General features: G+C 74.2%; 13 protein-coding genes. 9 read left to right on the top strand and 4 right to left on the bottom strand.

Annotation, left to right across the window (positions count from 1 at the left end; genetic code table 11):
* Positions 1-67: 67 nt before the first annotated feature.
* Positions 68-1462: a glycosyltransferase 87 family protein gene (locus ACZ7C5_RS24665; protein WP_401078876.1), complete on the bottom strand. Its 1395-nt coding sequence runs from the start codon at positions 1460-1462 to the stop codon at positions 68-70.
* Positions 1463-1674: 212 nt separating this feature from the next.
* On the opposite strand from ACZ7C5_RS24665, the gene ACZ7C5_RS24660 reads away from it, so the two are divergent.
* Positions 1675-2811: a glycosyltransferase family 4 protein gene (locus ACZ7C5_RS24660; RefSeq protein ID WP_401078879.1), complete on the top strand. Its 1137-nt coding sequence runs from the start codon at positions 1675-1677 to the stop codon at positions 2809-2811.
* A 63-nt stretch (positions 2812-2874) separates the two neighbouring features.
* Here ACZ7C5_RS24660 and ACZ7C5_RS24655 read toward each other — a convergent pair whose 3' ends face one another.
* The gene (locus ACZ7C5_RS24655; RefSeq protein WP_401078882.1) at positions 2875-4668 is read right to left on the bottom strand and encodes an AMP-dependent synthetase/ligase; all 1794 of its coding nucleotides are present in this window, start codon (positions 4666-4668) and stop codon (positions 2875-2877) included.
* Positions 4669-5020: 352 nt separating this feature from the next.
* Between ACZ7C5_RS24655 and ACZ7C5_RS24650 the strand changes: the two genes are divergently transcribed.
* From ACZ7C5_RS24650 to ACZ7C5_RS24630, 5 genes are all read left to right on the top strand, one after another.
* A complete protein-coding gene (locus ACZ7C5_RS24650; protein WP_401078889.1) occupies positions 5021-5482 on the top strand; it encodes an SRPBCC family protein in 462 nt (153 codons plus the stop codon).
* Between the two features lie 23 nt (positions 5483-5505).
* Positions 5506-6678 (top strand): ArsA family ATPase, encoded by a 1173-nt coding sequence (locus ACZ7C5_RS24645; RefSeq protein ID WP_401078892.1) that lies wholly within the window; start codon positions 5506-5508, stop codon positions 6676-6678.
* A 93-nt stretch (positions 6679-6771) separates the two neighbouring features.
* A complete protein-coding gene (locus ACZ7C5_RS24640; RefSeq protein ID WP_401078895.1) occupies positions 6772-7257 on the top strand; it encodes a DUF5304 family protein in 486 nt (161 codons plus the stop codon).
* Between the two features lie 192 nt (positions 7258-7449).
* Positions 7450-8394, top strand: a complete 945-nt coding sequence (locus ACZ7C5_RS24635; RefSeq protein ID WP_401078898.1) for an ROK family glucokinase — start codon at positions 7450-7452, stop codon at positions 8392-8394.
* A 209-nt stretch (positions 8395-8603) separates the two neighbouring features.
* The gene (locus ACZ7C5_RS24630) at positions 8604-9344 is read left to right on the top strand and encodes an endonuclease/exonuclease/phosphatase family protein (RefSeq protein WP_470323494.1); all 741 of its coding nucleotides are present in this window, start codon (positions 8604-8606) and stop codon (positions 9342-9344) included.
* Positions 9345-9347: 3 nt separating this feature from the next.
* Here ACZ7C5_RS24630 and ACZ7C5_RS24625 read toward each other — a convergent pair whose 3' ends face one another.
* Both ACZ7C5_RS24625 and ACZ7C5_RS24620 read right to left on the bottom strand, forming a co-directional pair.
* Positions 9348-10121, bottom strand: coding sequence for a hypothetical protein (locus ACZ7C5_RS24625; RefSeq protein WP_470323475.1), 774 nt, complete (start codon positions 10119-10121; stop codon positions 9348-9350).
* A gap of 10 nt (positions 10122-10131) precedes the next feature.
* Positions 10132-10926 carry an alpha/beta hydrolase gene (locus ACZ7C5_RS24620; protein ID WP_470323474.1) on the bottom strand — a complete coding sequence of 265 codons (795 nt, stop codon included), beginning with the start codon at positions 10924-10926 and terminating at the stop codon, positions 10132-10134.
* A gap of 215 nt (positions 10927-11141) precedes the next feature.
* On the opposite strand from ACZ7C5_RS24620, the gene ACZ7C5_RS24615 reads away from it, so the two are divergent.
* The 3 genes from ACZ7C5_RS24615 to ACZ7C5_RS24605 are packed head-to-tail and all read left to right on the top strand — an operon-like array spanning position 11142 to position 13954.
* Positions 11142-11984, top strand: a complete 843-nt coding sequence (locus tag ACZ7C5_RS24615; RefSeq protein ID WP_470323493.1) for a lysophospholipid acyltransferase family protein — start codon at positions 11142-11144, stop codon at positions 11982-11984.
* 51 nt (positions 11985-12035) lie between these two features.
* Positions 12036-13262 (top strand): MacS family sensor histidine kinase, encoded by a 1227-nt coding sequence (macS, locus tag ACZ7C5_RS24610; RefSeq protein ID WP_401078909.1) that lies wholly within the window; start codon positions 12036-12038, stop codon positions 13260-13262.
* The gene (locus ACZ7C5_RS24605) at positions 13259-13954 is read left to right on the top strand and encodes a response regulator (protein WP_401078912.1); all 696 of its coding nucleotides are present in this window, start codon (positions 13259-13261) and stop codon (positions 13952-13954) included. The genes macS and ACZ7C5_RS24605 overlap by 4 nt, the downstream gene beginning before the upstream one ends.
* Positions 13955-14108 lie beyond the last annotated feature (154 nt).

The raw sequence follows: 14108 nt of genomic DNA, 5'->3' as shown, positions 1-14108 counted from the left end.
TTGGTCCGCGGTGCCGCTGTGCCGGTCGGCGGCGCCGCCGGGCTGATCGGCGCCGTTGAAGGGCCGGTCAGCGGCGCTGCTGGGCCGGGGTGCCGGGGCGGCGCCGCTCGACCGGGGCGCCCGGGTGGTCGATGCCGTCCAGCAGGTCCTGCTCGTAGGCGATGCCGGGGCGCACCGGGTAGCCGGCGGCCGACAGCTCGGCGGGCTCGCGGTCCAGCACCACGGTCGGCGGCAGCGCCGCCCCGCCACGGGTGGAGCGCCAGAGCCGGACGCAGGAGAGCAGGGCCGCGGCCAGCAGCAGCAGGTTGCGCAGGGCCAGCACGGCGACCGCCGCCGGGCCGCTGGCCAGCACCTGGGAGAACATGATCGGGAATTCGAGCAGGGTCAGCGGGCAGGCGAGCAGGATCAGCACCGCCACCGGCCGCTGGCTGGTGCTGCGCACGGTCAGGCAGACCGCCGCGACGCCGATCAGCCAGACCAGGTACTGCGGGCTGATCACCCGGCTGGTCACCACGAAGATCAGCAGCGCGCACAGCGCCGCGTCGTACATGGTGGCCGCGTTGCGGCGCTTGGAGGTGAAGCGCCACAGCAGCAGCCAGGCGAAGCCCAGCAGGGTGCCGGCCATCATCACCTTGCTGATCACGGCGACCCACGGCCCGAGCATCTCGGGGGAGCCGTAGTTCATGGTGACCCGGCCGTCCCAGGTCCCGGCGATCCTGGCGAGGTGCAGCGGCAGCGCGCCGAGCGACTCGACCTCGATGCCGCGGTCCTTCTGGAAGGCCAGGAAGTCGAAGGCGCCGTTCATCCCGGCCGTCAGCAGGAAGCCGATGGAGACGGCGGTGGCGCCGGCCAGCGTCCAGGAGCGGCGGGTGCGGCGGCCGGAGGGGGTGCCGATCAGGCCGATCAGCGGCCAGATCTTGACGATGCCGCCCAGGCCCAGCAGCACCCCGCCGACCGCCGGGCGGCGGATCAGCGCCAGCAGGCCGGCCAGGGCGACCGCGGTGACGATGACGTCGAAGCGGTTGTAGATCATCGGGCCGAGCAGCGGGACGCCCACCACCCACATCCAGGCACCGGTCAGCGCCCGGCCCCGGCGCAGGCCGGTGCGGACCAGCAGCGCGGTCGCGGCGGCGTCGGCGATCCCGCAGATCACCCAGAACGAGACCAGGTACGACCAGGGCAGCAGGCCCGGCAGCAGGATCACCAGGGCGGCGCCCGGCGGGTACTGCCAGGTCACGTCGTCGAACGGGAAGGTGCCGGTCTGGAGCACGCCGTACCAGGCGTGGTAGATCATCCAGACGTCGGCGGTGACGTCGCCACCCGCCTTCAGCACGCCCGTCACCATCAGCACCAGCAGGGCGCGGGTGGCCGTCCAGGTGGCACCGAGCGCGGCGAGCGCCCCGAGCGGGCGGCCGAGGCGGCCGCGCGACGACACGGACTCGGTGGCCGGGGCCAATTCCACTGCGCTCCCTCGTTCGTCTCGTACGTCCTCACCGGAGGCGTCGTACCGACGGACGCCCGGGCCGCCGTAGCGCGGCCTAGGTACTAGGACTGACCCGGGGGTCAAACGGTTGCCGTGTGCGGTTCCGTTCCCGGCGGGTCATGGTGTTGACCTATCGTACGGATCACCCAGCGGTACACCGCGCACCCCCCGACCGAGCGAGCCGTGGCCTGATGCACAGAACCTTGATCGTCACCAATGACTTCCCGCCCCGCCCCGGTGGCATCCAGGCCTTCGTCCACAACATGGCCGTCCGTCAGCCCGCAGGCGGCATCGTGGTGTACGCCTCGACCTGGCGGGACGGCAGCGAGGTGGCCCGCTTCGACGCCGAACAGCCGTTCCCGGTCATCCGGGACCGGACGAAGGTGATGGTTCCCACACCCCGGGTCACCCGGCGGGCCGCCGAGATCCTGCGCGCGGAGAAGTGCGACTCGGTCTGGTTCGGCGCCGCCGCCCCGCTCGGGCTGATGGCGCCCACGCTGCGCGGGGCCGGGGCCGGGCGGCTGCTCGGCATGACGCACGGGCACGAGGCCGCCTGGGCCCAGCTGCCGGGCTCCCGGCAGCTGCTGCGGCGGATCGGCGCGGGCACCGACGTGCTGACCTACCTGGGCGAGTACACCCGCTCCCGGATCGCCGCCGCGGTCGGGCCGCAGGCCGCGGCCCGGATGGCGCAGCTGCCGCCGGGCGTGGACGAGTCGGCCTTCCACCCGGACTCCGGGGGCGCCGAGGTGCGCCGCCGGCTCGGGCTGGCGGACCGTCCCGTGGTGGTCTGCGTCTCCCGGCTGGTGCCGCGCAAGGGCCAGGACACCCTGATCGAGGCGATGCCGCAGATTCTCGCCGACGTGCCGGACGCGGTGCTGCTGATCGTCGGCGGCGGCCCCTACCGGGCGGACCTGGAGAAGCTCGCGGACGCCAGGGGCGTACGGGCCTCGGTGCGGTTCACCGGCTCGGTGCCGTGGGAGGAGCTGCCCGCCCACTACGGGGCCGGGGACGTCTTCGCGATGCCCTGCCGCACCCGGCGCGGGGGGCTGGACGTGGAGGGCCTGGGCATCGTCTACCTGGAGGCCTCGGCGACCGGACTGCCGGTGGTCGCGGGGGACTCCGGCGGCGCGCCGGACGCGGTGCTGGAGGGCGAGACCGGGTACGTGGTGCCCGGCGGTTCGGCCCCGGCGGCGGCCGAGCGGATCGTCCGGCTGCTGCGCGACGAGGAGCTGCGGCGGCGGATGGGCGAGGCCGGGCGGCGCTGGGTGGAGCGCTCCTGGCGCTGGGACCTGCTGGCCGGGCGGCTGACCTCGCTGCTGGCCGGGTGACGCACGGGCCTTGGGCCCCGCCTCCTTCGCGGAGGCGGGGCCCGGCCCGCGTGCCGGCGGCGGCTACTTCCGGTAGATCGCCTCGATGTCGGCGGAGAAGTCCTTCAGCACGACGTTGCGCTTGAGCTTGAGCGAGGGCGTCAGGTAGCCGGCCTCCTCGGAGAACTCGGTGTCCAGCAGCCGGAACTTCTTGACCGCCTCGGCGTGCGAGACGGCGGCGTTGCCGTCGTCCACCGCGGTCTGGAGGGCGGCCAGCAGGTCCGGGTCGGCGGCGAGGTCGGCGACGGTGGCGTCGGCGGGCTTGCCGTTGAGCTCCTTCCACTTCGGGAAGAACTCCGGGTCGACGGTGATCAGGCAGGCGACGAAGGGCTTGCGGTCGCCGACCACCATGACCTCGCCGACCAGGGCGTGGGCCCGGATCCGGTCCTCGATCACGGCCGGGGCGACGTTCTTGCCGCCGGCGGTGACGATGATCTCCTTCTTGCGGCCGGTGATGGTCAGGTAGCCCTCGGAGTCCAGCGAGCCGAGGTCGCCGGTGGCGATCCAGCCGTCCCTGAGGGTCTCGGCGGTGGCCTTCGGGTTGTTCCAGTAGCCGGTGAAGACGTGCGGGCCCTTGAGGAGGACCTCGCCGTCCTCGGCGATCCGGACGGAGGAGCCGGGCACCGGCTGGCCGACCGTCCCGATCTTCGGCTTGTCGCACGGGTTGAAGGCGGTGGCCGCGCAGGTCTCGGTCAGGCCGTAGCCCTCCAGGACGGTGAAGCCGATGCCGCGGTAGAAGTGGCCGAGGCGCTCGCCGAGCGGGGCGCCGCCGGAGATGGCATGGGTGGCCCGGCCGCCGAGGGCGGCGCGCAGCTTGCTGTAGACGAGCTTGTCGAAGACCGCGTGCTTGAGCCGCAGCACCAGGCCCGCGCCACCGGCGTCCAGCGCGCGGCTGTACGCGATCGCGGTGTCGGCGGCCTTGTCGAAGATCTTGCCCTTGCCGTCGGCCTGGGCCTTGGCGCGGGCGGTGTTGTAGACCTTCTCGAACACCCTGGGCACGCCCAGGATCAGGGTCGGCCGGAAGGCGGCCAGCTCGGCGGTGACGTCCTTGACGTCGGAGACGTGGCCGAGCTTGATCGGGGCCATCGCCGGGGCGATCTCGGCGATCCGGCCGAGCACGTGGGCCAGCGGCAGGAACAGCAGGACCGAGCTGTCGCCGGTGCGGAACAGCGGGGCCAGGCGCTCGACGACGTTGCCGCACTCGGCCAGGAAGTTGCCGTGCGTCAGCTGACAGCCCTTCGGGCGGCCGGTGGTGCCCGAGGTGTAGACGATGGTGGCGATCGAGTCGGGGCCGGCGATCCCGCGGCGCTCGTGGACCGTCGCGTCCGGGACGTCCTTCCCGGCCTCGGCCAGCGCGGCGATCGCCCCGCCGTCGATCTGCCAGGTGTGCGCCAGCTCCGGCAGCCGGTCGCGGACCTCGCCGACCACCCGGACGTGCTGCTCGGTCTCGGTGATCACGGCGACCGCGCCCGAGTCGCCGAGGATCCACTCGACCTGCTCGGCGGAGGAGGTCTCGTACACCGGCACGGTGATCGCGCCGGCCGTCCAGATCGCGAAGTCCAGCAGCGTCCACTCGTACCGGGTGCGGGACATGACGCCCACCCGGTCGCCCGGCCGGATGCCCGTGGCGATCAGGCCCTTGGCGGCGGCGTGCACCTCGGCCAGGAACTGGACCGACGTCAGTTCCCGCCACCGGCCGTTCACCTTCCGGCTGAGCACGGCGACGTCCGGGTGCTCCTCGGCGTTCCGGTGCACCGGGTCGGCGAGGTTGCCACCGCTGGGTACCTGGTAGAGGGCCGGAAGGCTGAAGTCGAGCAAGACTGCTCCTCGTTCGCGACGCTGCGGGACGGCAGGACGTTACTGCCCGGTAGGCAGCTTCGACCAGAGGGGTCGGCTCCGGTGTTCGAAGTGTCACACCCGGCCGGGTCCGACCTGGACGTGACCGGGTCGTTCGAATGGCACCCTACGGCAGCGGAGAGCGACCGGCCGGTAACATGCCGGGCCCTCCGACGGCTCTGACCCGCCCGTTCGTCTCCGCGGCGGGCCGCGCCCGCCGGTCCGCCGCGGCCCGCGCCGCCGAGCCGATCTCCGGTCGCGATAGCCTGCTCCGGGCGGACCGGGCCGAGCGCGCCCCGGCCGTCAGCAGCGGGACGACGCGGAGGGCCATTCCATGGCGGAGCACACCAGGTCGAGCATCACCATCGACGCGACCCCGGCCACGGTCATGGCCGTGATCGCCGACTTCGCCGCCTACCCGGCCTGGACCGGAGAGGTCAAGGAGGTCGAGGTCCTGGAGACCGGAGGGGACGGCCGCGCCGCCCGGGTCCGGCTGCTGCTCGACGCCGGCGCCATCCGGGACGAGCACGTCCTCGCCTACACCTGGGACGGCGACCGCGAGGTCTCCTGGACCCTCGTCCGCAGCCAGATGCTCCGCTCGCTGGACGGCTCCTACACCCTCGCCCCGCTGGCCGGCGGCCGCACCGAGGTGACCTACCAGCTCGCCGTGGACGTCAAGATCCCGATGCTCGGCATGATCAAGCGCAAGGCCGAGAAGGTCATCATCGACCGCGCCCTGGCCGGCCTGAAGAAGCGCGTCGAGGACGCCGGCGGCAAGAAGCCCGCCCAGGGCTGACACACCGAACGGGGGCTGACGGCATGACGGCGACACGCACCATCCTGGTCAGCGGCGACGCGGGCGCGCCCACGGTGGCCGCCGCCACCGCGCTGCACGCCGCCCGGCGCGGACACCGCACCTGGCTGCTGGCCGCCGACGATCCGCACCACACCCTGGACTCCGTCCTCGGCACCCGGCTGGAGCCCGAACCGCTCCTGTACGCACCGGGCCTGACCGTCTCCCGGATCGACGAGCAGGCGGCCTTCCGCTACGCCGTCGGCGAGCTCGCCGGCCGGCTCAAGCCCGCCCTCGACCTGCTCGGCGCCGAACAGCTCGACCCCGAGGAACTCACCGCCCTCCCCGGTATCGCCCGGCTCGCCCTGCTGCGCGCCCTGCCCGCCGCCGACCACGACGTCCTGGTCGTGCTCGCCCCGGCGCCCGCCGAACTGATCGCCACCCTCGCCCTGCCCGAGCAGCTCGCCCGCTACCTGGACCGCCTCGTCCCCGAGCAGCGGCAGGCCGCCCGGGCGCTGCGCCCGCTGCTCGCCGGGCTGGCCGGCGTCCCGATGCCCGCCGACTGGCTGTACGAGGGGCGCACCAAGGCCACCGCGGCGCTCGCCGAGTCCCGCGACGCGATCACCGGACCCGGCACCAGCGTCCGGCTGGTCGTCCGCGCCGACGGCCACCCGTACCGGGAGCTGCGCCGGATCAGGGCGGGGCTCGCGCTGCACGGGCACCGGCCGGACGCCGTGGTGGTGCACGGCGCGCTCCCGGAGGCGGCCGTCTCCTCTCCCGACCCGTGGCTGGCCGCGCTGGCCCGCCGCCGGCAGGAGGAGCTGACCGGGCTCGCCGCCGAGACCGACGCCCCCGTGCTGGTCGCGGGCCTGGCCGACGCCACCCTGGAAGCGGTCGCCGACCGGCTCTACGGGGACGGCGGGGGGCCGGAGCGGCTCGCCCCCGCGCCCTGGCCGGTCGAGGACCGGCTCGCCGAGGAGGGCCTGCTGGTCTGGCACCTCGACCTGCCCGGCGCCGACCGCACCGAGCTGGACCTGGTCCGCCGGGGCGACGAACTGGTGCTCGGGCTCGGCACCCACCGCCGGGTGCTCGTCCTGCCCTCCGCGCTGCGCCGCTGCACGGTGGCCGGGGCGGGGCTGCACGACGGGGTGCTCTCGGTGCGGTTCGCGCCGGACCCGGCGCTCTGGCCGCGGGGCTGACGGGCACTCGGGCCTTTCCTGGCCGCGCGGCCGGTCGGGTAGCGTCGGGCCGGAGGGCCGCGGGGTGCGGCCACGGCTGAGGAGGCGCCCGCGATGACCAGCACCGACGACCGTACCGAGCCCGGCGACGACCGTACGGAGCCCTCCGGCGATCGTGCCGAGTCCTCGGGCGGCTCCGGCGATCGCGCCGGGCAGGACGGCGGGCAGGACGGCGGGCAGTCCCACCCGTTCGGGCCGGAGCTGGGCCCGCTGGTGGACGAGGTGCGCCGGTTCGCCGGCGCGCTGGGCGAGAAGGCCCAGGAGGCCGGCGCCACCACCCTGATCACCCTGTCCGGGCTGGCCGACAAGCTGCGCGACCAGCAGCCGGAGGTCTACTCCCACCTCTCCGCCGCCGGTACCGGGCTCGCCGCCGCGGGCACCGAACTGCTGGCCGCCTACCGCGCCGCCGTGGCCGGGCACGAGAGCCGCTGGACCGCGGGGCAGGGCGCGTCGGCCGAGAAGATCGACCTCGACCTCGACCTCGACGCGGACGCCGAAGCCGATCTTGACGAGAGTGACGAGCCGTCCGCCAAGCAGTGAAACCGTTAATTTCGGAGCGTGATCACGCTGCTCACTTGCGTCACGAAGATGGAGATTAGATACGACTTTTGAAGCGTCGCGGCTCGGTTCTCCCAAGATTGTCTTCGGATAATGTATGCGAGGTTGTGTACGGAGGCAGGGTTGGGCGGTAGCGTTCCGTCCAGCGGGAACGAGTGAATAGCTGAGGGACACATGGCTCTGACCATCGGCGTCGATGTCGGCGGGACCAAGATCGCGGCAGGCGTGGTCGACGAGGCGGGCGCCATCCTGGCCCGGACCAGGGTGCCCACCCCGGCCGACCCGCAGTGGGCGGTGGACGCCATCGCGCAGGTCGTGCGCGAGCTCAAGGAGCAGCACCCCGACGTGGCGGCGGTGGGTGTCGGAGCCCCCGGATTCGTCGACAGCAACCGCTCCACGGTGATCTTCGCCCCCAACATCGACTGGGAGAACGAGCCGCTGCGCGGGCGGATCGAGGAGCTCACCGGCCTGTCCGTCGTCGTCGAGAACGACGCCAACTGCGCCGCCTGGGCCGAGTTCCGTTTCGGTGCGGCCGCCGACCACCGCGACATGGTGCTGATCACCGTCGGTACCGGCATCGGCGGCGGCATCGTCCTGGACAGCCGGCTGCACCGCGGCCGCTTCGGCGTGGCCGGCGAGATCGGCCACCTCAACATGATCCCCGACGGCCTGCCCTGCGGCTGCGGCGGCAAGGGCTGCTGGGAGCAGTACGGCTCCGGGCGCGCGCTGCGCCGCTACGGCCGGGAGAAGGCGGCGGCCGACCAGGTGCGCGGCCGCCGGATGCTGGAACTCAACGACGGCGTCGCCGAGACCATCCGCGGCATCCACATCACCCAGGCCGCCGAGGAGGGCGACCCGCTCGCCCTGGAGTGCTACGCCGAACTCTCCGACTGGCTGGGCCGCGGCATGGTCGACCTCGCCTCGCTGTTCGACCCGGGCGTCTTCGTGCTCGGCGGTGGCGTCTCCGACTCCGGCCGCCTGCTGCTCGACCCGGTCGCCAAGGCGTTCGAGCACTACCTGACCGGCGGGGTGCACCGCCCGCGTGCCGACATCGTGCTGGCCTCGATGGGCTCCGCGGCCGGCATCGTCGGCGCGGCGGACCTCGCCCGCACCGCCTGACACCCTCTCCAGCCCGCCGGCGGCGGTGCGACCGGGTCCCGACCGATCCCGGACGCGCCGCCGCCGTCGCACGTCCGGGGCCGGCCGCGTACGGTCGGAGCGATCCGGTGACGATGCCCAGGGGAGGACCATTGAGCGCCGCGAAGACGACCGCTGCCGTGACCGAGACCGCCGCTGTGACCGAGAGCGAGACCGAGGCCGGGACCGCCGTGGCCGTCGGACCGCTGCCACCGTCCGGCCCCGGCCGGCTGCGCCTGCTCAGCTACAACATCCGCTCGCTGCGCGACGACCGGCGGGCACTGGCCCGGGTGATCAGGGCCTGCGAGCCGGACCTGGTCTGCGTCCAGGAGTCCCCGCGCTACTGGCGGCCCGAGGGCCAGGCCGCCTGGCTGGCCGGGAACACCGGCACCACCGTGCTGGCCGGCGGCGGCCGGACCGCCGCCGGTCCGCTGCTGCTCGGCCGGCCCGGCGCGGTGGAACTGCTCGGGGTGCACGACCGGCTGCTGCCCAAGACCCGCGGCCTGCACGCCAGGGGCTTCGCCACCGCGCTGCTGCGGTTGCCGGGCTCGGCGCCGTTCACCGTCACCAGCTGCCACCTCAGTCTGGACCAGGAGGAGCGGTACGGGCAGTTCGAGCTGCTGCTCGACCAGCTGGCGATCGCCGAACTCGGCGTCGTGGCGGGGGACTTCAACGAGCACCCGGACGGGCCCGGCTGGCAGCTGCTGGCTTCCCGGCTCCAGGACGGGCACCCGACCGCGCCCTGGGGCGGCGAGTTCACCTCGGTACCCGAGCGCCCCTACCAGCGGATCGACGCCGTGTTCGCCACGCCCGGGATCACCGTCCTCGGCTGCGGGGTGCCGCACGGGCTGCCCGGCGTCACCGAGGCCGACCTGCGGGCCGCCACCGACCACCTGCCGGTGCTCGCCGTCCTGGAGATCCCGAGGCCCTAGGGACTAGACCACCGCGCCGTTGTCCGGGTCCTCCGGCTCGTCCTCGTCGCGGTCCTTCATCCGCGCGACCAGGGTGACGAAGCCACCGAGGAAGGCGGTGATCCCGACCCAGGCGGGCCAGCCGGAGACCTCCCGCCAGACCACCGCGTCGACCAGCAGCAGGGCCGGGCCGCCGAGCACCGCCAGCCAGGCGAACTTGGCGGTCACGTCGGCAGCGGGCAGCGGCGGGGGCTCCGGCGGGACGAAGTGGCCCTCGTCGGTCTCCTCGGCCAGCTCGAAGTCGCGCGGGCCCGAGCCGCCGGCCGGCATCACCGGCCGGCCGGAGCGGGGGCGGGGCTGCGGGGCGAGGTCGGAGAGGTCGTCCTGCTCGCCGCGGCCGTCGGGGCCGCTCTTGTGGCCACCCTTGAGCTCGTTCTGCGCCCGGAGGTTCTCGACCTCGGGCCAGTTGGGGTTGTTGAGGTCGACGGGGTCGTCGAACTGGGCGACCAGGGCGGCGAAGATCTCGTCCTGCTCGGCCTGGCTGCGCTCGGGCGTGCGGCGCGCCCGGCGGTCGACGGGGGCCTGCGGCTCGGCGGCCTCCCCGGCGGGCTCCTTGACCGACCCCTTGACCGGGTCCCTGAGGGGCGGGGGCGTCGCGGCGCCGTCCTGGCCGGTACGGTCCGTCGGCGCACCGCCCGGGACGGCGGCGTCCGTCCCGCGGTCCTTCGCTCCGCCGTCCTTCGTCGCGCCGTCCTCGCGGGGAGCCTCGTCCCCGCCCGCCGTGCTGCTCTCGTGCACTTCCGGCCCTTCAGCCATGGTGATCGTCGGATTCGACCCGGGTGACGCCCGCCGCGTGCGCGGGAGCCAGCCGTCGGATGAAGTCCTGGCTCGCCGCGAATATTTCCGCCGCGTCGTGGTCCAGCGTCGCGACGTGGAAACTGCGCCGGCACAGCCGCTCCGTCACGTCCGTCGAGGATATCCGGGCCAGTACCAGTTCCGAGTTGGCCGGCGAGACGACGTGGTCCCGCGGGCTGTGGAAGAGCAGCACCGGCTGGGTCACCTCCGGCAGCAGCCGCCCGACCTCCCGCCAGAGCCGGCTCAGCGACCAGGCGGCGTGCAGCGGGGTCCGGTCGTAGCCGACCTCGGTGGCACCGGCCCTGGCGATGTCGCCGGCGACCCCGGGCACGCTGGGCACCAGGTGGCGCAGCACCGGCAGCAGCACACTCGCGGGGGTGTCCGGCCGCACCGACGGGTTGACCAGCACCAGCCCGGACACCGTCGGCCCGTGCAGCGCGGCGAGCCGCAGGGCCAGCGCGCCGCCCATCGACAGCGCGCAGACGAAGACCTGCTCGCACTCCTCGGCGAGCGCCAGCAGCTCGCGCTCCACCTCGGCGTACCAGTCCTCCCAGCGGGTGAGCTGCATGTCCTGCCAGCGGGTGCCGTGCCCGGGCAGCAGCGGCAGCGAGACGGTGAACCCGGCCGCCGCCAGTTCCCCGGCCCACGGCCGCAGCGACTGCGGCGAGCCGGTGAAACCGTGGCAGAGCAGCACCCCCACCGGCCCGCCGCGGTGGCGGTACGGCTCGGCACCGGGCAGCAACGGCATGGCGGACTCCTTCGCGGGCGGACGGCGCTGGGGGAGGGGACGCTGGAGGGGGAGTGCTGCGAATCCGCATCGTCCCACGCTCCGCGCCGGGCCGTACACCCCCTCCGAGGGGCTCGGGCGGCCTCCCTTCGGCGGGGGCGGGCGCAGCGGGCGGTCGCGGGGCATTAGGATCGACCGGTCCGCATAACAGGAGGCCCGGGTTGTTCTACCGACTGATGAAGATGATCGTCGCGCCACTGCTTCGGCTCTTCTTCCGGCCGTGGATCGAGGGCGAGGAGAACATTCCCGCCGAGGGTGCGGCGATCATCGCGAGCAACCACCTGTCCTTCTCGGACTCGTTCTTCTTCCCCGCGCTGATCAGGCGCCGGGTCACCTTCATCGCGAAGGCCGAGTACTTCAACACCCCGGGGCTCAAGGGCCGGCTGACCGCGGCGTTCTTCAAGGGCGTCGGCCAGCTGCCGGTGGACCGCTCGGGCGTGCGCGGGGCCGGTGAGGCCGCGATCCGCAGCGCCATCGCGGTGCTGGACCAGGGCGAGCTGTTCGGCGTCTACCCCGAGGGCACCCGGTCGCCCGACGGAAAGCTGTACCGCGGCAAGGTCGGCGGCCTGGCCCGCGTCGCGCTGGCCACCGGTGCCCCGGTGATCCCGGTCGCCATGATCGACACCGAGAAGGTGCAGCCGCCCGGCCAGGTGGTCCCGAACTTCGGCATCCGCCCCGGCATCCGGATCGGCCGCCCGCTGGACTTCTCCCGCTACCACGGCATGGAGAACGACCGCTTCATCCTCCGTTCGGTGACGGACGAGGTGATGTACGAGATCATGCGGCTCTCCGGCCAGGAGTACGTGGACATCTACGCGACCGCCGCCAAGCGGCAGATCGCCGACGACAAGAAGAAGGCCGACGCCGAGCGCCGGGCCGCCGCCAAGGCCGAGAAGGCGGAGGCCGCCGAGGCGGAGAAGGCCGAGAAGGCTGCCGAGGCCGAGCGGGCGGAGAAGGCGGCGGAGGCGGAGAAGGCGGCGGAGGCGGAGAAGGCCGCCGAGCCGGGCAAGCCGGAGTAGGCGCCGGGGCCGCTCCGGCGGTCCCGACGGGCCCGGGGAGGGGCGGGGCGGATGACGGACGACGGTGGCAGAGCCGGCGCGGTCGGCGGCACGGTGGCGGTCGGCGGCATGTCCGTCGAGCTGCCGCTGTGGAAGGCGATCTCCTACTTCCGGGTGCTGGCCCTGTGCTACGCCCTGCTGCGGTACTTCAACTCGTACCTGCACTTCCTGCACCCGGTGGCCGGCTGGATCTTCCTCGGCGCGCTGACCCTCTGGACCCTGGCCAGCACCCGGGCCTTCGCCAATCCGCAGCGCTGCACCTGGTACGTCCTGGGCACCGACCTCACCCTCGCCGTCACCGGCATCGTGATGAGCGGCCTGACCGACTCCCCGGCCCGGATCAGCCACGGCGCGCCCACCCTGCCGACCATCTGGGCGGCCGGGACGGTGCTCGGCTTCGCGGCGAAGGGCGGCTGGCGCCCGGCGGCGGCCTCGGGCTCGCTGATCGGCGTCGCCAACATCCTCGGCCACGGCGGGCCGACCGGTGACAACATCCACAACATCGTGCTGCTGATGGTGGCGGGCTGCGCGATCGGCTACGTGATCGAACTGGCCAGGGCCAGCGAGGCCACGCTCACCCGGGCGCTCCAGGTCGAGGCGGCCACCCGGGAGCGCGAGCGGCTCTCCCGGGACATCCACGACGGCGTGCTCCAGGTGCTCGCCCTGGTCCAGCGGCGCGGCGCCGAGCTGGGCGGGGGGACGGCAGGCGGCGCGGACTTCGCCGAGCTGGGACGGCTGGCCGGCGAGCAGGAACGCGCGCTGCGGGCCCTGATGACGGCCGGTCCGCTGCCCGGGCAACGCGCGGCGCGGCCCGACGCGGCCGACCCGCGGGACCCGGACGAGCCGTGCGACCTCACCGCGCTGCTGCGCCCGTACGCGGACGAGCGGATCACGCTCTCCGCCCCCGGCACCCCGGTGCTGCTGCCGGGGCCGGCGGCCGGCGAGCTCGCGGCGGCGGTCGGCGCCGCCGTCGACAACGTGCGCAGGCACGCGGGGGAGCGGGCCGGGGCCTGGATCCTGGTCGAGGACGAGCCGGAGGCCGTCACGGTCAGCATCCGCGACGACGGCCCGGGTTTCGCCCCCGGGCGGCTCGGCGAGGCGGAGCGGGCCGGGCGGCTCGGTGTCTCCCAGTCCATCCGCGGCCGGCTGCTGGACCTCGGCGGCACGGCCGAGCTGTACTCGGTGCCCGGGGAGGGCGTCGAGGTCGAACTGCGCGTCCCGAGGAAGGCCACTCCATGACCAGCCAGCCGATGACCGATCAGCCGACCACCGACCGGCCGGTGCGGGTGATGGTGGTGGACGACCACCCGATGTGGCGGGACGCCGTCTCGCGTGACCTCGCCGAGGCCGGGCTGGACGTGGTGGCCACCGCGGGCGACGGCGAGGAGGCCGTCCGCCGGGCCCGCGCCTGCTCGCCGCAGGTGGTCGTGATGGACCTCAACCTGCCCGGCCTGTCCGGAGCCGAGGCGTGCCGTCAGGTGGTCGCGCAGGACCCGGCGGTCCGGGTACTGGTGCTGTCCGCCAGCGGCGAGCACCAGGACGTGCTGGAGGCGGTGAAGTCCGGCGCGACCGGGTACCTGGTGAAGTCGGCCGGGCGGGAGGAGCTGCTGGACGCGGTGCGCCGTACGGCCGTCGGCGACGCGGTGTTCACCCCGGGCCTGGCCGGCCTGGTGCTCGGCGAGTTCCGCCGGCTGGCCGCCGAGCCGGCCCCGGCCTCGGCGCCGGCCGCCCCGCGGCTGACCGCCAGGGAGACCGAGGTGCTGCGGCTGGTGGCCAAGGGGCTGTCCTACCGGCAGATAGCCGACCGGCTGGTGCTGTCGCACCGGACGGTGCAGAACCACGTGCAGAACACCCTGGGCAAGCTCCAGTTGCACAACCGGGTGGAACTGGTCAGGTACGCGATCGAGCAGGGCCTGGACGACGAGATCTGAGCGCCGCCGGCCGCCGGCCCGTCGCGGGGGCCCGGGGGGGGGGGGTTCACACAGGGAAGGCCCGTTCGTTCCGCACCAGGAAGGCCTCCCCCCCCCCCACACACCCGCCCCCACGTCCCCCCCCTCCCCCGTGAGCCCCCCCCCCGCGTTGCAC

This window comes from Kitasatospora sp. NPDC036993 (assembly GCF_055607525.1).
This window is presented reverse-complemented; position numbering and strand designations above follow the sequence as displayed.